General features: G+C 39.7%; 17 protein-coding genes and 1 tRNA gene. 1 reads left to right on the top strand and 17 read right to left on the bottom strand.

Annotation, left to right across the window (positions count from 1 at the left end; genetic code table 11):
• Nucleotides 1-82: 82 nt before the first annotated feature.
• The 11 genes from nagA to glgB form a co-directional block, all read right to left on the bottom strand.
• On the bottom strand, nucleotides 83-1,228 hold the full coding sequence (gene nagA, locus IGI44_RS07440; RefSeq protein WP_438787145.1) for an N-acetylglucosamine-6-phosphate deacetylase: 1,146 nt from the start codon (nucleotides 1,226-1,228) through the stop codon (nucleotides 83-85).
• Nucleotides 1,229-1,304: 76 nt separating this feature from the next.
• Nucleotides 1,305-2,129 (bottom strand): helix-turn-helix domain-containing protein, encoded by an 825-nt coding sequence (locus IGI44_RS07435; RefSeq protein WP_438787144.1) that lies wholly within the window; start codon nucleotides 2,127-2,129, stop codon nucleotides 1,305-1,307.
• 328 nt (nucleotides 2,130-2,457) lie between these two features.
• A tRNA-Leu gene (locus IGI44_RS07430) sits at nucleotides 2,458-2,541 on the bottom strand.
• A gap of 47 nt (nucleotides 2,542-2,588) precedes the next feature.
• The gene (locus tag IGI44_RS07425; protein ID WP_438787143.1) at nucleotides 2,589-2,774 is read right to left on the bottom strand and encodes a hypothetical protein; all 186 of its coding nucleotides are present in this window, start codon (nucleotides 2,772-2,774) and stop codon (nucleotides 2,589-2,591) included.
• A 164-nt stretch (nucleotides 2,775-2,938) separates the two neighbouring features.
• The gene (locus IGI44_RS07420; protein WP_438787142.1) at nucleotides 2,939-3,544 is read right to left on the bottom strand and encodes a hypothetical protein; all 606 of its coding nucleotides are present in this window, start codon (nucleotides 3,542-3,544) and stop codon (nucleotides 2,939-2,941) included.
• A gap of 92 nt (nucleotides 3,545-3,636) precedes the next feature.
• Nucleotides 3,637-5,469, bottom strand: a complete 1,833-nt coding sequence (locus IGI44_RS07415) for a glycoside hydrolase family 13 protein (protein WP_438787141.1) — start codon at nucleotides 5,467-5,469, stop codon at nucleotides 3,637-3,639.
• A complete protein-coding gene (locus tag IGI44_RS07410; protein ID WP_438787140.1) occupies nucleotides 5,450-7,888 on the bottom strand; it encodes a glycogen/starch/alpha-glucan phosphorylase in 2,439 nt (812 codons plus the stop codon). The genes IGI44_RS07415 and IGI44_RS07410 overlap by 20 nt, the downstream gene beginning before the upstream one ends.
• A 133-nt stretch (nucleotides 7,889-8,021) precedes the next feature.
• Entirely contained in the window at nucleotides 8,022-9,449 is a 1,428-nt protein-coding gene (glgA, locus tag IGI44_RS07405; RefSeq protein ID WP_438787139.1) for a glycogen synthase GlgA, read from the bottom strand.
• A gap of 2 nt (nucleotides 9,450-9,451) precedes the next feature.
• Complete coding sequence (gene glgD, locus IGI44_RS07400; protein ID WP_438787138.1) at nucleotides 9,452-10,600, bottom strand: glucose-1-phosphate adenylyltransferase subunit GlgD; 1,149 nt, start codon at nucleotides 10,598-10,600, stop codon at nucleotides 9,452-9,454.
• A complete protein-coding gene (locus tag IGI44_RS07395) occupies nucleotides 10,587-11,732 on the bottom strand; it encodes a glucose-1-phosphate adenylyltransferase (protein WP_438788933.1) in 1,146 nt (381 codons plus the stop codon). The genes glgD and IGI44_RS07395 overlap by 14 nt, the downstream gene beginning before the upstream one ends.
• Before the next feature lie 41 nt (nucleotides 11,733-11,773).
• Complete coding sequence (glgB, locus tag IGI44_RS07390) at nucleotides 11,774-13,672, bottom strand: 1,4-alpha-glucan branching protein GlgB (protein WP_438787137.1); 1,899 nt, start codon at nucleotides 13,670-13,672, stop codon at nucleotides 11,774-11,776.
• A 422-nt stretch (nucleotides 13,673-14,094) separates the two neighbouring features.
• Between glgB and IGI44_RS07385 the strand changes: the two genes are divergently transcribed.
• On the top strand, nucleotides 14,095-14,649 hold the full coding sequence (locus IGI44_RS07385; RefSeq protein WP_438787136.1) for a DUF2179 domain-containing protein: 555 nt from the start codon (nucleotides 14,095-14,097) through the stop codon (nucleotides 14,647-14,649).
• 2 nt (nucleotides 14,650-14,651) lie between these two features.
• On the opposite strand, the gene IGI44_RS07380 is transcribed toward IGI44_RS07385, so the two are convergent.
• From IGI44_RS07380 to parC, 6 genes are all read right to left on the bottom strand, one after another.
• A complete protein-coding gene (locus IGI44_RS07380; protein WP_438787135.1) occupies nucleotides 14,652-15,515 on the bottom strand; it encodes an alpha/beta hydrolase in 864 nt (287 codons plus the stop codon).
• A 3-nt stretch (nucleotides 15,516-15,518) separates the two neighbouring features.
• A complete protein-coding gene (locus IGI44_RS07375; RefSeq protein ID WP_438787134.1) occupies nucleotides 15,519-16,319 on the bottom strand; it encodes a DUF1803 domain-containing protein in 801 nt (266 codons plus the stop codon).
• A 143-nt stretch (nucleotides 16,320-16,462) separates the two neighbouring features.
• Complete coding sequence (locus tag IGI44_RS07370) at nucleotides 16,463-17,392, bottom strand: manganese-dependent inorganic pyrophosphatase (protein ID WP_438787133.1); 930 nt, start codon at nucleotides 17,390-17,392, stop codon at nucleotides 16,463-16,465.
• A 140-nt stretch (nucleotides 17,393-17,532) separates the two neighbouring features.
• On the bottom strand, nucleotides 17,533-18,318 hold the full coding sequence (gene pflA, locus IGI44_RS07365; protein ID WP_438787132.1) for a pyruvate formate-lyase-activating protein: 786 nt from the start codon (nucleotides 18,316-18,318) through the stop codon (nucleotides 17,533-17,535).
• A 467-nt stretch (nucleotides 18,319-18,785) separates the two neighbouring features.
• Nucleotides 18,786-21,077: a formate C-acetyltransferase gene (pflB, locus tag IGI44_RS07360; RefSeq protein WP_438787131.1), complete on the bottom strand. Its 2,292-nt coding sequence runs from the start codon at nucleotides 21,075-21,077 to the stop codon at nucleotides 18,786-18,788.
• A 285-nt stretch (nucleotides 21,078-21,362) separates the two neighbouring features.
• Nucleotides 21,363-23,810 (bottom strand): DNA topoisomerase IV subunit A, encoded by a 2,448-nt coding sequence (gene parC / locus IGI44_RS07355; RefSeq protein WP_438787130.1) that lies wholly within the window; start codon nucleotides 23,808-23,810, stop codon nucleotides 21,363-21,365.
• Nucleotides 23,811-23,822: the final 12 nt, after the last annotated feature.

Here is a 23,822-nt window from a genome sequence, read left to right as displayed (position 1 = left end):
TTATACCAATGTATTTTGTAGAATTTGCGAAAAACAAAAAAGCTCGATCAATGAATGACCGAGCTTGAAATGTTCAATTGAATTATGCGTGGTAACGTTCTACACCATCAAGGTACGTTGCTACAAGATCCATGTTAGGTTCTAACACGATAAAGTCAGCAGCGCGACCTTCAGCGATCATGCCGCATTTGTCATCGATTTTACAGCTGACTGCTGGTACGTATGAAGCCATCATGATTGCTTGCTCTGGTGTTGCAATTCCCCAGTCAACCACATTTTTGATTGCTTCTTTTAATTTCAAAATACTTCCGGCTAAATTACCAGATTCTAAACGAGCAGTTCCTTCTGCAACAACTACTGGGAATTCACCTAAGTTGTAGTTACCGTCAGGCATACCGCCTGCCATCATACAATCTGTAATCAAAGCAACATGATCATGGCCAGCTTTTTCCATCAATACTTCTGCTGCTTGCGGATGGACATGATGTCCGTCGCAAATCAATTCAGAAAAGACGTGTTGTAAAGTTAATAAAGCACCAACCATACCTGGTTCACGGTGATTTAACCCGCGCATGCCATTATACGCATGAACAAAGACACTTGCACCTGCTTCAACAGCCACTTGTGCTTCTTCTAATGTTGCATTTGAGTGTCCCAGTGAAACGACTACGCCTTCGTCAGTTACCGTTTTGACAAATTCCTTCACACCTTTACGTTCAGGTGCCAAAGCGATTTTTTTGATCAAACCACCAGAAGCTTCTTGCCATTCATGGAAAGTATCCAAGTCTGGGTCGCCAAAGTAGCTAGGATTTTGCGCTCCTTTGTGTTCTTCAGTAAAGAATGGTCCTTCAAAGTAAATTCCTTGAATTTTTGCCCCATCTACATCCTTATAGACTTTTCCAATGGTTTCCGCAACATCTTTTAAACGTTCTTTTGAAGAAGTCAATGTTGTTGGTAAGAAACTTGTTACACCACACGATAACAAGCCTTCAGACATTACTTTGATTCCTTCAGCATCGTTATCCATCACGTCATGATTCTTATATCCATGAATATGCGTATCCACTAAACCAGGTGCGATCCATTTTCCACTTTGGTCAATGATCTCTGCCCCTTCTGGTTTTTCCTTCGTATATGATCCAAAAATGCCATCAGTGACATCTAAATAACCTTCACCTTTTACACCAGAGTTTAAAAAGAATTTGTCAGCATAAATAAATGTTTTCATTGTGAGCTCTCCCTTTTTTCTTAGTACCTTAAAGTTACTCCTGAATCCACTATAAGTCAAGAATGGTGTAGACCATTTACAAATCTTTTATCTTTTCCAAAGCACGTAGCATTTTCCGATAATTGATCAACAAATGAATCTCATCACGTGCTTCTAACATAAGAACTTTTAGTTCCAAAAGCTCCTTCAACTTGTAGTAACTGCATTGCTGACGATTCCATTTCAGCCCCATATCCACAACCTTTTCAGCTAAATCCAGCCGGTCCTGCTTCACTAAAAAAGTTCCATAGTTCACAAAGAGGTTGCTTAATTCACTCCGTTCGGAATAATCCGCCATCATCGTTTTGAATAATTCAAAGCTTTGATTGTAGTAACTATGTGCGTCATTCACACGCCCTAAGACTGAGCTCATTTTACCAGCAAAACTTAAAAGTAAAATACGACTATCAAAATACCCATCGTATTTTTTGGATACACAGATTGCAAGTCCTTGAGTGACAAACGCTAAAGCGGCTTCCGCGTCTTCATCAATAAAGTAGGCACATACTCCTTTGAAAAAGCAAGCTAGCTGACGATCCTTATCTAGATGAGTGATTTGGCGTTCATCTAAGTAGTCCAACGTTGCACGAATCTCTAAATATTTTCCGATTCGCAAATACATAAACATTTTGTTGAAATACTTACGCAGGAATAATTCCTCTGGGAGAAAATCAAGCATCAATTGGTCGATCGTAATTCCTAATCGATGACAAAGCTGCTGGATCACAATAATATTAGGAATCTCTTCATTGTTTTCGATTCGACTCAAAACACTTTGTGAACAAATCCCTTGAGAAAGGTCTTTTTGTGTCATGCCATGTTCTTTCCTAAAATCTTTTAAGACTTGACCGATCGCTTCCATTACCGTTTCCTCCAAAATATGCAAATTCACATTTTTAATAATTTAATTTTAGCCGATGATGATTTTACAAGCAACTCTTGCGTTCGAAATAGCTAAAATATTTGAATTGAAATGAAAAGTATTGCTGTCAAAAACCGAGTCCAACACTTTTCGCTAAAAAGAAGGAGCTGACCCAAAAGTCTCTGGACTTTCGGATCAGCTCCTTTAACGAATAAACGACGAGTCACAAGCAGCATCTGCAAAACTAAGTCAAAAATTTGAGCAACTGTTTATGACATCTCATTTTTCTTTCTGGATACTGAACAATTATGAGTCATCCTCATTTTAATGCGGCGAATGGGACTCGAACCCACACGAGATCGCTCTCACATGATCCTTAGTCATGCTTGTCTGCCAATTCCAACACCGCCGCGCAGAACCTTATTTATGATACCGAGCTGACGTTAAAAAGTCAATAGTTTAAACAATCGTTGTATCATAAACATAGGTAATGTTGCCCTTAAGTCCCGCAATTCCACGGAAAAACTTCTTGTCTTCTTGTTTGATCCACGCTTCTCTGAATAAAAAGAAATCATCTTTAGTTACTTCGATTTTCTCAATTTCTCCCGCTCTTAACTGGCGAATTTTTTCTTCAAATGGATTCATTGTTCTCTCTCCTTGGTGCCGTTATTTCGTATTGTTTTATCCTGCCATTCATCCAATAATTGTTTTTAAGGAAGCTCATACTAACCCTCTTGAATAAATCTCTACTTCATTGTTGAAAGTTGGACTGGCAAAACAACAGAAGGCTGCCAAAGGCACCTTCTGTCTTAATCGTGAAAATATTTACTGTTTTCAATCTGTGAATTGTCCTCTTGCATAATTCCTCTTAATGAACGATCCAACCGTTGACGTGAATTTTTTCTTTCCATCACTGGAGACTGCTCTTCATTTTCAGACGCAAATAAAATGTAGGATTGAGGTGCTTTTTCCATTCGGCTCATCAATTCTCTAGGCGATATCGCATCTGCTGGTGTATCAGGAATCAAGGAAGAAGGCACATACTTTGGTGCAAACGGTGTGGCACTACGGCCGTTTCGAGCACTTCGAGTGTTAAAGGTCGACTGAGTCGGTTCCTTTGGTTTCCGTTCTTCAAATAAATTTACTTTTTTTGATTCTTTATGATCGTTGTATTTAGGCAAATTAGCTTTATGATGATCCAATTCTCTTCTTGGTTCATCGTCTAAATTAACACGTCTGGTTCGTTTTGGTTTCGGTAGCTGACGTTCAAAAATATCTTTCGCTTCAAGGCGATAACTTGTAATCAAATCATCTTGTCCATCAAATAAGACACGTTGATTGGTTTGTACTATTTTAACACCTGCTTCATCATCAAAAGCAGGAAAGCGGCACTTTTTTCTGGTGTACGTTTGCATAAAATCATCCTCATTGTTCTGATATAGCAATAGTTTAGCATAAAAGCGGAAAAAATGCTTTTTAATTTCCTATGAAACAGAAAAACAGCCGTTTATTCCGCATCATACATGAACAAGCTACCTTTAGGCGCCAGAATTTCACCTTCTAATATCCGATCTAAAACAGCATACTCTCCACGATAAGCACATGGACTTGAAAGTTCGCCAACGTTTAGACTTTGCTCTTGATCAGACAAGTTGATCGCATAGATTACATAGGCATTTCCTGAATAGCGAATGATCCCAAAGATTTGCTGCACTTTGGAATAAAATGGGAAAAATTGGCCATGTTTTAAGACATCGTATTTCTTTCTTCGTTCAATCCATTTCTGACAATTTTTGAATAGTCTTGGATCAATCGATTGCCAAGGGAAAAATTTTCGATTATCTGGGTCCTTGCCACCAGTTAATCCAGCCTCGTCCCCATAATACACACAAGGGATTCCCGGCATCATAAACATCAACCCCCAGGCCTGATCCAAAGCCTCAACAGAACCATCAAGCATCGTTAGAATACGCTCCGTATCATGGGTACCTATATTGTTTAATTGGTTGTAGTAAAAGTCCGCTGGATAATTCTCCTGATAGCGAATCATTTCCTCACAAATATCTTGTAATGAACGCGATTGTTTTAAAATATCCAAAATTTGCTGACGCAACGGGTAATTCATCACTCCCTGCAAATGATCGCCAAAAACATATTTGCGACGAGTATCATATGCAATCTTGTTAGATGCATCTTCCCAGACTTCGCCGATCAAAATCTTTTCTTGATAGGACAACAAATTTTTACGAATACCAGCAATAAAATCATCCGTCAATTCATCTGCAACATCTAGACGCCACCCATCAACCCCCATTGAAGTCCATTTTGATAACACACTGTCTAAATCGCCATAAATAAATTCCTGATAGCTTGGATCTTCTTTTCTAACCTCCGGCAGATCCGCTACACCCCACCAGGATTTATAATCATTTGGATAATGATTAAAGGTGAACCAATCACGATACGGGCTTTGCGGATCACGAGCAGCACCCGTATGTTCACCATAAAGCCCAGAAATATTGAAATAGCGGCTGTCTTTACCAACATGAGAAAAAACACCGTCCAATACAACCGCGATGCCGGCCGTGTGAAGAGCTGCAATTAAGCTGCGGAACTCTTCTTCTGTTCCTAAAATACTATCCACTTGAAAATAGTCATTGGTGTCATAGCGATGATTCGAGCTGGCTTCGAAAATCGGATTCAAATAGAGCGCCGTAATTCCCAGCTCCTGCAAATAAGGAATTTTATCTTGAATGCCTTTAAAATTCCCGCCAAAAAAGTCCCAGCGAACAATTTCATTTTCCTTGTTCTTAATGTAAAAGGGTTCATCCTCTTCTGTCGCGTAGATAAATGAATTTTTTTTAGGCTGGTTGATTACACGATTCGGGTTTCCATTAGCAAAACGATCTGGGAAAATTTGATAAAATACTGCATCCCGATACCATCTCGGTGCGACCTCTGGCTTTTGATAGCAAGTCAACTGATAGGGAACGACCTCACGTTCTGATCCGTAAATTCGCCCTTCGCCACCCTGTCCGTTGAAGCCATAATATTGGATCGTCTCATAGCCATCGGATTCATGAACAATTTTAAAATAGTAAAAATACAGTCCCCAGCCCTGATCCATAATCGTCTGAAAATGAAATCGGTCCTCTGTTGCTGGCTCCATCAGAAAGATTTTTTGGCCGACAGAACTGCCTTCTTTGCGAACGATCAGAAACACCTTCGTATTCTGCTGTTCAGGGACCGATAGCCAGATATTGACCATCGTCCCCTCTTGAACAGCCCCAAATGGTTGTTTGTAACGCTCTAACCAAGGATTAAAGTAGATATGAGTCATGTTGTGTTACACCTCGATCGTCTTCATGAGCGAAGACTGGTTCTATTTGCCAAATATCATCTGCGTACCGCTGGACGGTGTTGTCCGAAGAGAAACGCCCCGCATTTGCGATGTTGCGCAAACTAATTTGACGCCAACGTCTTTTGTCCTTATAAGCCTGGTCTACTGATTGCTGAGCCAAGCAATAATCTTCAAAATCACGTAAAACAAAAAATTCGTCATTGTATTTGATTAAAGAGTCGAAAATTTCCTGACCTTCTGCAAGAATATTAGGAATCGTCCCATCGATCAGTGTTTTCACGACTTTATTGACCACCGCATCATCTCTAAAAATATCGGCAGAAGAATAGTTTCTATTTTCATAATATTGATACACTTCAGATTCTGTCAAACCGAAAATCGCGATATTATCATCCCCTACCGCATCACGAATCTCTACATTTGCACCATCTAGCGTAGCAATCGTCACAGCGCCGTTTAGCATCAATTTCATATTTGAAGTGCCGGATGCTTCCTTAGAGGCAAGAGAAATTTGTTCACTGACATCTGCGGCAGGAATAATACGTTCAGCTAAACTCACGTTATAGTTTTCTAAGAAAACAATTTTTAGTTTGTCATTGATTGACGGATCTTGATTGATTAAGCTGGCCGTTTCGTTGATTACCTTGATAACCGATTTTGCATAGTGATAGCTCGGTGCCGCTTTTGCTCCAAAGATGAACACGCGTGGTTCAATCGCAAGCTCTGGATTCTCTTTTAAGTCCAAATAGAGTTTGATAATGTGCAGCAGATTTAATAATTGTCGCTTGTATGCATGCAGCCGCTTGATCTGTACATCAAAAATGGCCTCAGGATTGACTTCTACGCCACAATTCTGTTTGATATATGCTGCTAAACGTTTCTTATTTTCTAATTTTGCTTCAGCTAGCGCATCGAGTACTTGATCATCGTCCTCATAATTCAGCAATAGACGTAAATCTCTTGGTTGTTTTCGCCAAGAATCTCCAATATGCTTATCCAAAACTTTGCTCATCGTTGGGTTGGCCAGCTGTGTCCAGCGACGCATCGCAATACCATTTGTCTTGTTATTAAATCGAGCCGGATAAAGCAGATAAAAATCGTGCAAGACCACTGCTTTCAAAAGATCGGAATGAAGCTTCGCTACACCGTTGATCGAATGAGAACCGATAATTGCAAGATGTGCCATATGCACCTGATCGCCTTGAATGATTCGTGTACGCTGAATCAGATCAAAATCATGGACACCTGTCATCTCTTCAACAAAGCGGCGATCAATTTCTTCGATGATCTGATAGATTCTTGGGCAGACACTTTTCATCATATTAATCGACCATTTTTCCAAGGCCTCTGCCATAATAGTATGATTCGTGTAGCTCATTACTTCTTGCGTCACATTCCAAGCGCGTTCCCAGCCCATCTTCTCTTCGTCGATTAAAAGACGCATAAATTCAGCAACACACATTGCCGGGTGTGTATCATTGATATGGATCGCGATATATTGATTGATTTCATCCATCGATTTATTCAACTGCTTGTAGTAACGTAAAATACTTTGCACACCTGCTGAAACAAAGAAGTATTCCTGTGATAACCTCAGTCTTCTTCCGGCTTCATTCGAATCATCCGGATAAAGCACAGATGTCAAATCTTCGACCACGCGGCGGTCTCCGATGCTGCGATAACGCTCTTCTTCCTCTGGCGGAATCTCCACAGACCATAAACGCATCGTGTTTACAATTCCATTTTGATAGCCAACCATTCCTGTATCATAAGGGACTGCACGTACGGTTTTTCCTCCTGAATAGTGAGGAACTAGATTGCCGAACTCGTCATGACTCATATAGACATCTCCGCCAATGCGAACATCGACCGCTTTACTTTCTTTTCGGACTTCCCATAGGTTTCCCTTTTGCAACCATTCATCGGGCAGCTCAACCTGATAATTATCAACAAAACGTTGTTTGAAGAGTCCGTACTCATATCGAATCCCGTTTCCATTGCCAGGTAGGCCCATCGAAGCGATTGAATCCATGAAACAAGAGGCTAGACGTCCTAAACCGCCATTTCCTAACGCCATATCCGGTTCTACTTCTGCCAAATCATCTAAATTGATTCCTAATTCAGCTAAGCTTTCTGTAACCATTTCTAACCAGCCCATGTTCAAAAGATTGCTCTTTAACATTTTTCCTGGTAAAAATTCAATGGAAAAATAATAGGTCTGCTTTTGATCTGCTTCTCGGTAATCCTTCCACGTTTGCTGCCAATTTTTTGAGTATGCAGAGGTCATTAGCGAACCTAAAGTTTGATAAAGCTCATTCGGTGAAGCATCATTGACTTCCATTGCAAATTTCTCAGCCAAACGTTGACTGAACGACCTTTTAAATTCTGTCTTATTCATTTTTTCATCTCCAACCTACACTGATTAATCATCACGTGTTTTACTTAATATACATAATAACCTTTATGAGAAATGAATGATAGAAAAAGCCAAAATCCCTCGCCTAATGGCTTAGATTCTGGCTCTTCGAATCCTACATCTGTTTGTATAGTTCTAAATATTGCTCACTTGATCCATCCCAACTGAAATCACGTGACATGGCTTCTGTCATCATCTTCTGCCAAATCTTCGGCTGAGTTTGATAAAGTTCGATCGCTTGTTTCATGGCGTTCATCAGATAGAATGGCTCATAAATGTTAAAGCCAAAGCCGGTTCCTTCATTCGTAATAGGGTTATAAGGCTCAACAGTGTCACGTAATCCGCCAATCTCGTGAACGATCGGCAAAGTGCCATAGCGCATTGATATCATCTGAGATAAGCCGCATGGTTCAAATGCTGATGGCATTAGAAACATATCGACGCCTGCGTAAACTTTTTGAGCCAATGTTACATCAAAGGCAATATGGATACTGGCCTTCGTTGGATATTTTCCGCCAAAGTAATGGAATTGATTCTCAAAGTTGGGATCTCCCGTACCGATTAAAACCAATTGCACATCAAATTGCATCAAATTTTCCATTTCCTGTAAAAGCAAATGGAAGCCCTTTTGATACGTCAAACGACTGACAATTCCAATCACTGGAACATCCGGACGAACAGGTAAATCTAGGTATTTTTGCAATTGAACTTTGTTCTCGATTTTTTTATCTAAATGCTTTTGGTCATAATTTGCGAAAAGGGCTGGGTCCTTTGCTGGATCAAACGCATCGTAGTCGATACCGTTTAGAATTCCCCGCAGCTTTCCACTTTCCATCCGCAAGATGACATCTAAGCCCGCACCAAATTCTGGGGTCTTAATTTCCTCAGCATATGAGGGACTGACTGTGGTTACTCGATCGGCATAAAGGATTCCTGCCTTCATAAAATTCACACAATCATTGAATCGAATCGACCCATCATCATAGCGCTCACTACCCATACCAAATAAATCATACAAAATTCCTGGATCATACTGTCCTTGAAATTCAATATTATGGATGGTTAAAACTGTTCGAATCTTACTGAATTTCTGAATCCATCGATATTTTTCCTTTAATAAGCAGGGAATGAAAGAAGTATGATAATCATTCAAATGCATCACATCAGGAATAAAATCGATTTTTTCCATTAATTCAATAACCGCCTGTTGATAAAAAGCAAACCGCTCCCCATCATCAAAATAGCCGTACAACTCAGGACGGTCAAAATAATAAAGATTGTCCAAAAAGTAGTAATCAATCCCATTAAGCTGTAAATATTTCACGCCACAGTACTGTTTACGCCAACCAACATACACATCATAAGAGAATAGATCCTGTAATTGGTCTTTGTATCGCTGCGGCATTTTTGTGAAAAATGGTAGCACTACCTTAATTTCGGTTCCCTTTTCTTTTAACGCTTTGGGCAAAGCGCCGGCAACATCGCCCAATCCTCCTGTTTTAAAAAAGGGAGCACATTCCGCCGCTACAAATAAAGTCTTCACGCCTATTCGCCTCCGTAAACGTCACTTAACACATGGGTATTTTTCTTGATTACAACAGGCTGATCTGCTGAACCAATGATTTTAATTCCCGGCTCAACCACGACATTTTTGTCTAAGATTGCATGTTTAATATAGGCTTTTTCATTGATCGTACAGCTAGCCATAATTATTGAATCTTCAATTTCTGCGTCTTTTTCAATCACAACACTTCGCGCCACCAGCGATCCGTGAACTTTTCCATTTACCAGACAGCCTGTTGCGAATTGACTATTTTTCACCTCAGAAGTCGGTGAGTAATAGGTAGCAACCTCGTTTTTCAACTTAGTATAAATTTTTTGCTTAGAATAAAGTAAAGAGGTGAATTTTTTAGGATCAAGCATAGCCATGTTTGCATCATAGTAAGATTTGATATCAAAAATATTGCTTAAGAATCCTGTATATTCATAAGCATATGTCTTCACTTGTTCCATTGCTAAAGTTAAGAAGTCAACGAGTGCAACGGGCCCACCAAGGTTCTGGCCTTCTTGCAAAGCATTGATCAACCAATCTGTGCGGCAGATAAAGATCTTCATACTAAGATTTAACAGTTCATCATCCGTCTTATTTTCTAAGAAGTTATGATGGCCTTGGACAATGCCGTGTTCGTCTGCTTCGATAATTTCATCTTGGCGATAAATTTGATTTTTAGGCATTTTTTTATAAACAACTGTCATTGTGCTATCATTTTGCAGATGGATTTTTAAGACGGAGGCCAAGTCAATATTGCACAACATGCGATTGCCCATGAAGACCGTGTATTCCGATTTTGATTTGTTTAAATAGTCAATGACTGATTCAAAATAGGGACGTCCTTCGGCTTTTTTCTTCAAGAAATCTTGATAAAAATGGATGAAGTAGCGACTGTCTACACTGTCCAAATGCCACTCACGACCGCCTCCAATGTGGTCGAAAACGGACTTCGTGGTTCCTTGATTGAAAACCATGTAAACAGATTTAATATTGGCATTGATTGCATTCGATAAATTGAAGTCGATCAAACGGTATTTACAATCAAACGGCAACGTCGCCAAAGGTCTTTTTTCAGTTAAAGGTAGTAACTCTGGACATTCGTACACATTGCCCAAAATGGCACACATTTTATTCGCTCTCACTTGTCAACACTCCAATCACTTCTGAATAACCCACTACAGCGATTTCTTCGCTCCCGTCAACCACGGCATCATCGCCAATAATCGCGTTTTCACCGATGATCGCTTTGGTGATTTGTACATTTTTACCAATCGTTGCTCCAGGCATGATCACACTATCAATGACCTTAGCCCCTTCTTTAACCTGAACATCATCCGATAGAATACTGTGCTCTACTTCCCCCGCTACATAGCAGCCATCAACAACCAACGAGTCTTTCACATTCGCATGTTCGGTCAAAAAATGTGGTGGTGAAACGGTGTTTTTTGCTAGAATCCGCCAATTTTTATCACGAATGTTCAAGCTATGTTCTGGGTCAATGAACTCCATACTCGCTTCCCAAAGAGAATCAATTGTACCCACATCTTTCCAATAGCCGTCGAAACGATAAGCAAAGACATTTTCGCCGCTTTCCAGATATGCTGGGATCACGTGTTTACCAAAGTCCAGCATTTGATCATCCTTTTTGTAGCTGTTTAACAACACGCTGCGCAAACGGCTCCAGTTGAAGATGTAAATTCCCATGGATGCCAAATTGCTTTTTGGTTCTTCTGGTTTTTCTTCGAACTCAATAATCCGATCGTTTTCATCGGTGTTCATGATTCCAAAGCGTGAAGCTTCTTCAATTGGCACTTCGATGACTGCGACAGTCAAGGAAGAATTATTGGCTTTATGATCCTCCAACATCGCTTCGTAATCCATTTTGTAAATATGGTCACCAGATAATACTAAAACATACTGTGGGTCCACTTGGTCAATATAATCCATATTTTGATAGATGGCGTGGGCTGTTCCTTCAAACCATTTACTGCCGTCATTGCTGGAATAGGGTTGTAAAATTGTAACGCCAGAATTCAAACCATCAAAGCCCCAACTCGAGCCGTTTCCAATGTGATTATTCAAAGCCAACGGCTGGTATTGCGTAACAACCCCAACATTGTTAATCCCTGAATTGATACAATTACTTAATGTAAAATCAATAATCCGATAGCGACCGCCAAAAGGGACTGCAGGTTTTGCAATTTTTTGTGTTAGTTTGCCGAGACGAGAACCTTTCCCGCCGGCTAAGATCATTGCTAAAATTTCTGTTTTCATTTTATTTGATGAAGGACTTTCCTTCATCGACCTCCCCTCTATTACTTGCGTGTGTTGACTGACTCTGGTTTTAAAATAATGGCGCCTAGAGCTGGGACAGTCGTCTTAATCAACTGACCGTACTCCTTAAATTTGATTGGTTCACTTTGACAATCCTCATTGTGTTTTGTCCAAGTCCCACCAAATTCTTTCATTTCAGTATTCCAAACTTCTTTATATGTGCCCGGATATGGAACGCCCACATGAAACTCGCGACGTTCGATCGGTGTCATATTTAAAACAATAATTAAGAAATCCTTTTTTCGCTTTCCCTTACGCATGAAGGTTAAGACTGATTCGCCAGTATTGTCCGCATCAATGATTTCGATCGTATCGTAGGAGTCCTCTAGCTCCCACAAAGCGGTCTGCTCTTTATAAAAAGTATTCAGTTCGGCGGTAAAATGCTGCATGGATTGATTTAATGAATCGTTCAGATCCGTCCATTCCAACCCTTCATCAAATTTCCATTCTAAGAATTGTCCCCATTCACTCCCCATAAATAAAAGTTTTTTACCAGGGTGTACCATGAAATAGGTGTACAAGTTTCTCAACTGCGCAAATTGTTTGTAACGATCGCCCCACATTTTATGCATTAGACTCTTTTTCCCATGAACCACTTCATCGTGGGACAACGGTAAAATGAAATTCTCCTGCATCATGTACATGAAAGAAAAAGTAATCAAGTTGAAATGATCCTTGCGAAACACCGGGTCCATCTCGTAAAAACGCAGGACATCATTCATCCATCCCATGTTCCACTTGAAGTCAAACCCTAATGAACCCGTTTCGATCATTCCTGTTATCGGCGTCTCAGAAGAACTTTCCTCAGCAATCATCAATACGTTAGGATGTGCCAGCTTAATCACAGCATTCAGCTTTTGTAAGAAATAATAGCCTTCAAAATTCCGATTACCACCCTCATGATTTGGTGTCCAAGGACCGTCATCATAATCGCGATAGATCATGCTGGAAACAGCATCTACACGAATACCGTCAATGTGGAACATCTCAATCCAGAACATCGCACTAGAGATTAGGAAGCTTTGTACCTGTGGTTTGCCTAAATCAAAGTTGATTGATCCCCAGCGGTTGTTTTTTGCTCGATCAGGATCTGTATATTCAAACTGCGGCGTCCCATCATAATATGGTAAGGTATCATCATTAATACAATAGTGACCAGGAACCCAATCGACAAATACACCGATATTATTCAAATGACAAGCTTCGACAAAATCCTGAAATTCTTCTGGTGTACCGTAATAAGAACTCAAGGCAAAATAGCCGATCAATTGATAGCCCCAAGAACGGCCTAGCGGATGCTCCATCAACGGCATAAATTCAACATGGGTGTAATTCATTTTGACTAAGTAAGGAATAAGCTCCTCTTTTAAGTCAGCAAAACTATAGGGCGTCCCATCTTCATGATGCTTCCATGAACTCGCGTGCATTTCATAAATGTTCAATGGACGCTTGAACGCATTGGAACGTTTATTGCGTCCGCGCCATAAGCCGTCTTTCCACTTTTTCTCAGGGAAACTGTACAATTCAGCAGCATCACCAGGTCTTTTCTCAAAGCGAACAGCAAACGGATCGATTTTCAAAATTTCGCGACCATCAGCTTGACGAACCTTAAATTTATATAGATCGCCTTCCTTTGGTGCTTCAGTATAAACATGCCAAATTCCGTTTTCTTCATCCTTTTCCATCGCCTGATCTTGCCAGCCATTAAAATCACCAACTAAAAAAACTGCGAGGGCATTCGGTGCCCATACGCGGAAAATGTAGCCGTCTCTCTCTTGGTGAGCGCCTAGTAAATGTTGCGCATAAAAATTTTCTCCAGACAAAAATGTTCTTTTAGCATCATCAATTTGCTGCATTCCATCTTCTTTTTTATTTTTCATGAGAACCACCTTTTCGAACGAACGGCAGAGCGTCCTTATATTACATTTTTCTGTGTAAATTTTAATAATAAAAACAAAGGGCGTTTTATTATAATAACACAAACCCTTAATAAATAACGATTAACGTGCTTCACTAATTTCGCTTTGCATTATTAAATCCCTCTACCTAACATTATATTATAATAAGATTTAAAATAGAAGATAAAATTTTCAATTCTTTTAAATAAATCGATTTTTTGTCAAAAAATAACGATTATTATTTCGAGTAACTGTTTTTCTGACAAATAATAAAGAATTTCTTTTACCCTACTGTCCTTCTATTTGCCTTTTGACAAAATAATCGTTACGCTAGTTCATATGGAACAAATCATGACCAATATCGCTATTAAAAAGGAACTTTAGACAACAAAGGAGATTTTATAATGGTCGACATAAAAATGCTAATAATGATATTTTTAATCAATTTTGCCTATGTCACATTGAATACGCTGCGCTTCATGCTGACCATGAAAGGCTACCGAATTCTAGCGCCACTAATGAGTATGGTGGAGATTACTATTTATATTCTGGGACTTTCAATGGTTTTAGATCGCTTAGATAATCCTTTTAATCTATTCACCTATGCGTTAGGCTATGCCATCGGGATAAGTGTCGGTATAAAAATTGAAGACAAATTAGCCCTAGGCTATATCATGGTGACCGTCATTTTACCAACAAATACAAATCAGGAAGCTAGCCTTCCTCGTGTTTTACGCGAAAATGGCTATGGCGTCACTCAATCCTACGGTGAAGGCTTGGAGGGCGGTCGAATGGTGCTGGAGATCCTGTCCCCACGCAACACAGAAAGGACACTTTACGCGTTAATCAAGGAAGTTGAAGAGCGCGCATTTATCATTTCTTATGAGCCGAAATACATATCCGGTGGATTCTGGACAAAAAAAGTACGTAAACGACAAAAAAACAGCCTGAAGCCTTAGCTTCAAGCTGTTTTTTTCCACATAAATTCGATTAACTTCTTCTCTACCTTCGTGCTTTTAGTAATTGATGAGTGACTCGCGCTTTTTCCTGTCACCGTCAGTTCCTGATAACTCTGTGCGTGTTTTTGAAATAATAAACGTAAGGCAAATGCACTATGGGTCGACACAGACCCATCGCTTTCTGTCCCATCTTTTAGATCACCTGCTACATCAAGTACATGGATATTTTTAGGCAGCTTCTCCATTGCTTGATCAAAATATTGATAGATCGGAGTTTCCCCGCTTGGACCTTGTTCTGTCAGTTCATAGGCAAAGACATCTTGCGTATCTTCAGCGATCTCCAAATCATTAAATGGGGCTGAGATCGCCGCAAAGCGTTCTGTTACTGGGGTCTTGTTCCCAGCATATTCTAATAGATAGCGTAAAGAAGAAACACCGCCCATCGAATGACTGACTAGATTGACGCGCGTGACCTTTTGTTGATAAAGATACCGCATCACGTTATCAATCCATTTACTTTGGGTGATCTCATCTGGTACATCTTTCGCAAAAAGCACCATGATCGTCGGGTTATCATTTCTATTTTTAAGTTTTCCTTCCACAGTCAGCTTGCCATCCGCCTGAACCACGATTGTCATTTCCCGTTTGGCGACATTTTCTCTTTCTAATCGTCGTAATAACGGACCAAAAGAAAAGGAATTCCCTTCGTATCCATGGATAAACACCGTTGGAACATTTGAATAACGGATATTTTTCTGCTTAGCCAGTGTTCCCGGACTAAAGTAACGGACTTTTGCATAATAAACACCGGCAAATACCAGTAGAAAACTAATAATTAACACGAGTCCTTTGATCATTTTTTGCATTTCTCAGGCCTTCTTTTTTATTAAATACGTAAAACTTGCTTGATCGCCTAATAATCGCTCGGCTAATTGACGGCTAAAAAAGAATGCCGTTTCATTCTGCTCTTTTGGCAACTGAGGCAGTGAAAAGCTTTCTTCATACACTGGAATAGAGACATGCCAATTTGGTTGCTCGGCAATCAACTGACTCGTTACTAAACTCTCTAAAAAGATCGATTTTCGGCGGGGTGCCTTCATTGCCAGAACTCGTTCTAGAATCAGAGTGATTTGATTCATAAAAAACTCAAGATTCACATCACCGATTAACGGTGCTAGGGTTGGAAACAAAGTCGGCTGTTCAATTGTTTCAAAATAATTAGGTAAAGTTTCCGTCAATGTCCCCCCTTGATTGATCGTTACTAGTCGAAATGCCTCATTCTCTAGACAATTACGTGTAGCTAAAGGAAAATCAACTGCCACTGTCGATCGTAATTGGTCACTCCATACTTCTTCTCCCAGCCAGACTAACAGCTCCTCTGGCGAGTACTGGTTGTTACTTTCGTGAACAAACGCATTTACCTTTTCATCTGTCGGATAGTTGGTTAAGAGCGGGACGCTAAGTTTGTATCGGCGTTCTATGCGGGATACAATCCCCTGCTCAATCAAAAACTCGAGGTCTTTATCTAGATGCTTGTGCTCAGGAAAGTTTTTTCGAATTTCCCGTAAAATAACTGGTTCCTGTAATCTTCGAAAATAATCCAGGAGTTCTTGGTATTCGAGACGATCCAATCTTTGTTGAACCTTTTTATCGCTAGTAAATATTTCCATTTCCAGAGTAGCCTTCTTTCTTAATGGAAGGAATAAGACTCAATTGGCTCTTAACGATTTCTTGATCCATTCGCATTATAATCCTATTTAAAAATTTCCACAAAAAAGTGGACCTTTGAAAGTCCACTTTTTATAAAACTAAATTATTTTTCAAACGCTTCTGTTAGTTGAGGAACGATTTGTTTCTTACGAGAAACCACTCCCGGTAAGAAGGCACGGTCGTTTTCAAGTGTTACTTTGAAGGCTTCTGTAACCATTTCTCTTGGTTCACCCGCTACTAATAACTCTGAATCAGAATCTAGTACATTCGTAACCAATAATAGGAATAAATCGTAGCCGTTTTTCACATTTTCCTCTAACATCGCATCACGTAAGGCATCTTGACGCGCAAATACTTCCTCAAGATCTACCGTGTTTACTTGGGCAATCCGGACTGTTTTGTCAGCCATCGGGAAAGACTTCGCATCCAAATCTAATAATTCTGCTTCTGATTTCGTGCTTAGGTTTGTTCCGGCTTTTAATAAATCCAACCCGTAGCTGTTTAATTCAACACCAGCAACTTCAGCTAATTCGTTTGCTGCATCAATATCTTCTTGTGTGCAAGTTGGTGATTTAAACAATAAAGTATCAGAAACGATTGCTGAAAGCATCATCCCTGCAATTTTTGCTGGTACAGCAATGTTGTTTTCTTTGTAAAGTTTTAACACGATCGTTGATGTACAACCAACTGGCTCTGCACGATAATAAAGTGGATTAGCCGTTTGGAAGTTTGCGATCCGGTGGTGATCCACCACAGCTAAAATATTTAAGTCTTCGATATCACTAACGCTTTGTTGAAATTCATTGTGATCGACTAACATGACATCATTTGTTTCAGCGGCGATTTTTTCCACCACACGTGGAGCCGTCAACCCAAAGTGGTCTAATGCAAACTGCGTTTCTTCATTCGGCGTTCCAAGTGCTACAGCTTCTGCGTCCACACCTAGTTCTTTTTGCAAGTTCGCATAGGCAATCGCAGCTCCGATCGCATCTGTATCTGGATTTTGATGTCCAAAAATTAAAACTTTTCCCATAGTTGAATCGCTCCTTTAAATAAGTTCTTCTTTATCATATCAAAAAAAAGCAAAAGAGCAACAACCTGCTACTTATTTTTTCTCATATTTATTGCAAAAAAAAGATCAGACAAACTTCTTTATCTGATCTTTCCGTTATTTTAGTTTTTACGTTTTAAATAGCCCTTATAATCTTCTGTATGAAGCAGCTTCTTCGCATTTTCCACACGATCATCTGTAGGTGGTTCAATTCCTTCTAAAGGATATTTCATCCCCATTTCTTCCCACTTATACTTGCCCATCGTGTGATAAGGCAAAATTTCCACTTTATCAACGTTGTTCAAGCTTTTGATAAATGTATCTAAACGAATAAGAAATTCATCATAGTCGCTTCTAAACGGAACTAACACGTGACGAATCCAAACAGGTTTATTAATGTCTGAAAGGTATTTCGCCATTTCTAAAATATTTTCGTTTCCTTGTCCGGTCAATTCTTTATGTTTTTGATTGTCAATTTGCTTGATATCAAACAAAATCAAATCCGTATACTGCATTAATTCTTCAAATTTAGAGAAGAACGGTTCTTCGAAAGTAAAGGGCTTGCCGCAGCTGTCTAACGTCGTGTTGATTCCCATTGCTTTGGCTTTCTTAAACAGATCAATCAAGAAATCAATTTGCAGCAGCGGTTCACCGCCACTAACAGTAATACCACCTTTTTTTCCCCAGTAACTGCGGTAATTCAAGGCTTCTTTTAATAGATCGTCTGCTGTTCTTTTTTTAGCCTTTGGATCATTAATTTTCCAAGTATCCGGGTTGTGACAAAATTGGCAACGCATCCGACAACCTTGCATAAAGACGATAAAACGCACACCAGGTCCGTCAACAGAACCAAAGCTTTCAATTGAATGAACATTTCCAACAATAGGTTGTTCAGCCACAGTAGACATAAACAGTCCCCCTCTAATATATGTAATTTTTTAAAGTGTTGATTTTCACTGTTCTATAATTTCTTTCGTTTGTAAAAAGCAATAGAAATTCTAGCTAATTCGTTTTATTGAGTTTGATCCTTATCGCGTATACAATCCTCTAACGCATTGAAAATGCGAAGAGTAACTCGTCGCTAATTCGTTTTAAATGGAGGTATTTTTCGAAAAAAGCGAAAATAACTTCAATCCTCTTCACGCATACCATCCTACTAACTTTGCTAAAGCAAAGAGTAGGACTGGTAACTATCTCTAAGTAATGGAATCATTTTTTCAAAACCACAAAAAATGAATTTATTTTCGAAATTTATTTTCGAGCGTATACGATTCCTCTAACACATTAAAAACGTGAAGAGTAACTCGTAAAACTAAGGCGAATAGACTTTCCGTCCATCCGCCCTAACTATACATTCAATTGTTGAAATCAGCAATTACATTTTTGCGTGGAATGTACGACTGATTACATCTTCTTGTTGTTCGCGAGTTAAATCGATGAATTTAACGGCATAACCAGAAACACGAATGGTGAAGTTTGCGTATTCTTCTTTTTCTGGATGTTCCATTGCATCAATTAATTTTTCCTTGCCGAACACATTCACGTTTAAGTGATGAGCGCCTTGATCAAAGTAACCATCAAGAACGTTTGTTAAGTTTTCAACACGTTCATCTTCATCATGACCTAATGCATCTGGATTGATACTTTGTGTATTTGAAATACCATCCAAAGCATATTCGTAAGGTAATTTTGTCAATGAGTTAAGTGAAGCCAATAAACCATTTTGTTCCGCACCGTATGATGGGTTTGCACCTGGAGCCAATGGTTCGCCTGCTTTACGTCCATCAGGCATTGTTCCAGTTGCTTTACCGTAAACAACGTTTGAAGTGATTGTAAGGATTGACGTTGTTGGTTCTGAGTTGCGGTAAGTATGGTAATGTTCTAATTTTTCCATAAATGTTTTCAATACCCAAACAGCTAAATCATCCGCACGAGCGTCGTCATTACCATATTTAGGGAATTCGCCATCGATCTTGAAGTCAGTAACAATACCGTCTTCGTCACGAATTGGGAATACTTTTGCGTATTTGATAGCTGCTAATGAATCCACAACATGTGAGAATCCAGCGATACCAGTTGCAAATGTACGCTTCAAGTTTGTATCCATCAAAGCTAATTCAGCAGCTTCATAGTAATATTTGTCGTGCATGTAGTGGATGGCATTCAAGGTGTTGACATACATTCCAGCAAGCCATTCCAACACTTCGTCGTATTTAGCCATTACTTCATCAAAGTCTAAGGCATCATTTGATTCGATTGGGCGGAAGTCAGGTCCAACTTGTGCTTTAGATTTTTCATCAACCCCACCGTTGATCGCGTATAACAAAGCTTTCGCTAAGTTGGCACGCGCGCCGAAGAATTGCATTTCTTTCCCTGTTTGTGTTGCAGAAACACAGCAGCAGATTGCATAGTCATCTAACCATACCGGACGCATAACATCGTCATTTTCGTATTGGATTGATGAAGTATCGATTGAAATTTTCGCTGCATAGTCTTTAAATCCTTCTGGTAAACGAGAAGAATATAAAACAGTTAAGTTTGGTTCTGGTGATGGTCCCATGTTTTCCAATGTGTGTAAGAAACGGAAGTCGTTCTTAGTTACTAAAGTACGTCCATCCATACCCATACCAGCAATTGATAAAGTTGCCCATACTGGGTCACCTGAGAACAATTCGTTGTATGAAGGAATACGTGCGAATTTCACCATACGTAATTTCATTACTAAGTGGTCAATCAATTCTTGCGCTTTTTCTTCTGTAAGAAGTCCTTTTTCGATATCACGTTGGATGTAGATATCTAAGAATGTTGAAACACGTCCGATAGACATAGCCGCACCATTCTGTTCTTTGATTGCTGCTAAGTAACCGAAGTACGTCCATTGAACCGCTTCTTTTGCGTTTTCAGCAGGACGAGAAATGTCAAAGCCATAAGAAGCAGCCATTTCTTTAATGCGTTTCAATGCTTTATATTGGTCGCTGATTTCTTCACGAAGACGAAGATCTTCTTCAGTGAACTGACCATGTCCGCAATTTGCGTGGTCTTTTAATTTTTCTTGCATTAAGTAATCGATCCCGTATAGAGCTATACGACGATAGTCACCAACGATACGTCCACGGCCGTAAGTATCAGGAAGTCCAGTGATGATCTTAGCGCGACGTGCCGCACGGATTTCTGGTGTGTAAACATCGAATACCGCTTGGTTATGTGTTTTATGGTAATCGTTAAAGATTTCAGTGTATTTAGGATTTGGCGTGTAGCCGTATCTTTCAAGTGATTCTTCAGCCATACGGATACCGCCATAAGGCATGAATGCACGTTTTAAAGGTTTGTCTGTTTGAATACCAACAATTGCTTCTTCGTCTTTCAAGCTTTCATCAATATAGCCAGCGCCATACGCATTCGCTGCAGATACAACATCTGCCTCCATGTCTAATACGCCGCCGTTTTCACGTTCTTGTTTTTGAAGTTCTTGTAATTTGCCCCATAATTTGTTAGTTGCTTCAGTTGGCTCAGCCAAAAATTCGGCAGCGCCTTCATAAGGGGTATAGTTTGTTTGAATGAAATCACGAACATTGATTTCGCTTCTCCATAAACGCCCGTTAAACCCTTCCCAAGCAGCTTTTTCAGTGTTTTTCATTTGATCTAGTTCATTTGTTGCAGTTCCCATTTCAAAAGGACCTCCTTAGAATATAAAAACTTTATTGCTACAGCTTTACGAACAAAGTATAACACATAAATTCTTTTATGCAAGCCTTTCCTTGTGAAAGATTAATTAGAAGTTAAAAATATTTTGTAATCGTTAGCAAACAATTGAAAACAAAGGCTTTAGCAATATTAATTCATTTGAAATAATTTATCATTATCGTCTTATTTACATGATTTTGTGAACAAAAAAACGGGCATCTGTACTAAAACAGATGCCCAGCTGTAATATTTTTATATAATACAGAGACTATTCTTCAATCAGTTCCTGTGGTTGCATAACAGAATAAAGTTCGCCCTCTTTTTTCTCATCAATCGCAAAGGTACCATTAGAAATCCGATCGCTGATTGCTACGTCAGAAATCTCAATTTCCTTTTCGATTCCCTTGGTTGTCGTCAAAACAAGTTTTCCTTCTGTTTCAGCTGTCATATAAGCTAAACGATGCGGATTTTTCTTCAATTCTCGGAAAATCAACAAGCCGCGTTTTGCCCGACCTAGCTGTGGCAATTCTTGTGCCAGCATACGTTTAGCTGCCCCACGTTGACTCAATAATAATACAGGTGAGTCTCCCTCTGATGGTACTAATGCACCAGCTACTACAAAATCGCCGTCTTTTAGGTTGATCGCCTTCACTCCAGCTGCTTTTGAGCCTACTACAGGTACCTCATCTAATGGATAACGTAACCCAAAGGCACGATTTGAAGCAATAAACACATCGATATTCCGAACATCACTAGTTAAGAAAACTGAAACAATTTGATCCGTATCACTTTTCATTTTCATCGCGGTAGTCGGACGACTGCGATAGGTCCGCCAAGGTGAAAACTCGGTCATTCGCGTTTGTTTGATCATTCCCTCGCGACTCATGAAGATAAAGAGCTTATTCGCATCGATCTCTTTGTACGGGAACGCTGCAATGATTTCTTCACTCATCGAAAGATTCGTGATCGTTTGGGAAATGTGCTCGCCAACATCTTTCCACTTCAATTCAGTAATCTCATGAACAGGACGATAAATCATATTTCCGTGATTGGTTAAAATCAACAGATGATCCAAGGTGTTCAGCTTATCGATGAAAATAATCGAATCGCCATCCTTCATTCCATGCTCATCTGGACGTGAAGCGTTGTATGAACGCAAGCTGCTGCGTTTCAAATAGCCTTCTTTTGTTAACGTCACGATGACATCTTCTTGTGCAATCAATACTTCTGTTTCGATCTTGATCTCGCTGATTTCATCCTCAATTTGCGTCATACGATCGTTGCCATAATTTTTTTTGATTTGGCGCAGCTCTTGCTTCATGACTTTGTGCAATTCTTTTTCGCTGTTTAGAATCAGATGCAGTTCATTGATTTCAGCAGCTAATTCTTCAGCTTCACTTTCCAATTGCGTAATATCGGTATTGGTCAAGCGGTACAATTGCAACGTTACAATTGCTTCAGCTTGTTCTTCGCTAAAATCAAAACGATCTACTAAATTCGTTTTTGCGTCTTTTTTATCTTTACTGCCGCGAATCGTTGCGATGACTTCATCAAGGATTGATAACGCCTTGATCAAACCTTCAACAATATGCTGTCTTTTTTGTGCCTTAGTCAGCTCATACTGACTCCGTTTAGTGATCACATCTTTACGGTGAACGATGTAGCTCTCTAGAATATGCTTCAAGCCAACCTGTTGCGGAGTCATATTATCAATTGCAACCATGTTAAAGTTGTAATTGATCTGCAGATCTGTGTTCTTAAATAAGTAATTTAAGATTCCTTCAGCATTTGCATCCTTCTTCAATTCCACAACTACCTGCAATCCCGTCCGATCTGATTCGTCACGAACTTCAGCAATCCCGTCAATCTTCTTGCTCAAACGGATCTCATCCATTTTCTTCACTAAAACAGCTTTGTTCACTTCATAAGGAATCTCATGAATGACGATTTGCTGCTTGCCGCCTTTTAGCGGTTCAATGGAGGTCTTCGAGCGCAGAATGACTTTGCCTTTACCAGTCTCATAAGCCTTTTTGATTTCAGCTTTTCCTTGTAGAATTCCACCTGTTGGGAAATCTGGACCGGGAATATACTCCATAATTTTTTCCAATGAAGCATTTGGATGATCAATCAGATAAATCGTGCCATCAATCACTTCAGTTAGATTATGAGTCGGAATCTCCGTCGCATATCCGGCGGAAATACCAGTTGAACCATTCACTAGCAAGTTTGGATAAGCCGCTGGTAGAACAGTTGGTTCTTTTTCAGTATCATCAAAGTTCCAGACCAAATCCACTGTGTCTTTTTCGATGTCTTTTAACATCTCACCACTCAATTGAGACAAACGTGCTTCGGTATAACGCATCGCAGCCGGTGGATCACCATCCATCGAACCATTGTTTCCGTGCATCTCGATCAGTACCTGGCGCAGCTTCCAATCTTGACTCATCCGCACCATTGCTTCATAAATCGAACTATCACCATGAGGATGGTAATTCCCCATGATGTTTCCGACTGATTTCGCAGATTTTCGGAAGCCTTTATCGTACGTATTGCCATCCTTGTTCATGGCATATAAAATTCGGCGTTGCACTGGCTTCAGACCATCTCGAATATCCGGCAAAGCTCGCTCTTGAATAATATATTTTGAATAGCGGCCAAAACGGTCACCCATTACTTCTTCCAGTGTTAATTCTTGAATTGAATGTTTCGCATCCATCGTTTGACCACC

It is taken from the genome of Enterococcus sp. DIV0756, assembly GCF_051710745.1.
GTDB lineage: Bacteria > Bacillota > Bacilli > Lactobacillales > Enterococcaceae > Enterococcus_A.
Note: the sequence above shows the minus strand (reverse complement) of the source record. Positions and strands in the feature narration are given on the sequence as shown.

Coding starts and splice junctions, on each gene's coding strand:
- nagA (WP_438787145.1), bottom strand. CDS start 1,228: ATGAAAACATTTATTTATGCTGACAAATTCTTTTTAAACTCTGGTGTA.
- IGI44_RS07435 (WP_438787144.1), bottom strand. CDS start 2,129: ATGGAAGCGATCGGTCAAGTCTTAAAAGATTTTAGGAAAGAACATGGC.
- IGI44_RS07425 (WP_438787143.1), bottom strand. CDS start 2,774: ATGAATCCATTTGAAGAAAAAATTCGCCAGTTAAGAGCGGGAGAAATT.
- IGI44_RS07420 (WP_438787142.1), bottom strand. CDS start 3,544: ATGCAAACGTACACCAGAAAAAAGTGCCGCTTTCCTGCTTTTGATGAT.
- IGI44_RS07415 (WP_438787141.1), bottom strand. CDS start 5,469: ATGACTCATATCTACTTTAATCCTTGGTTAGAGCGTTACAAACAACCA.
- IGI44_RS07410 (WP_438787140.1), bottom strand. CDS start 7,888: ATGAATAAGACAGAATTTAAAAGGTCGTTCAGTCAACGTTTGGCTGAG.
- IGI44_RS07395 (WP_438788933.1), bottom strand. CDS start 11,732: ATGAAAACAGAAATTTTAGCAATGATCTTAGCCGGCGGGAAAGGTTCT.
- glgB (WP_438787137.1), bottom strand. CDS start 13,672: ATGAAAAATAAAAAAGAAGATGGAATGCAGCAAATTGATGATGCTAAA.
- IGI44_RS07385 (WP_438787136.1), top strand. CDS start 14,095: ATGGTCGACATAAAAATGCTAATAATGATATTTTTAATCAATTTTGCC.
- IGI44_RS07380 (WP_438787135.1), bottom strand. CDS start 15,515: ATGCAAAAAATGATCAAAGGACTCGTGTTAATTATTAGTTTTCTACTG.
- IGI44_RS07375 (WP_438787134.1), bottom strand. CDS start 16,319: ATGGAAATATTTACTAGCGATAAAAAGGTTCAACAAAGATTGGATCGT.
- IGI44_RS07370 (WP_438787133.1), bottom strand. CDS start 17,392: ATGGGAAAAGTTTTAATTTTTGGACATCAAAATCCAGATACAGATGCG.
- pflA (WP_438787132.1), bottom strand. CDS start 18,318: ATGTCTACTGTGGCTGAACAACCTATTGTTGGAAATGTTCATTCAATT.
- pflB (WP_438787131.1), bottom strand. CDS start 21,077: ATGGGAACTGCAACAAATGAACTAGATCAAATGAAAAACACTGAAAAA.
- parC (WP_438787130.1), bottom strand. CDS start 23,810: ATGGATGCGAAACATTCAATTCAAGAATTAACACTGGAAGAAGTAATG.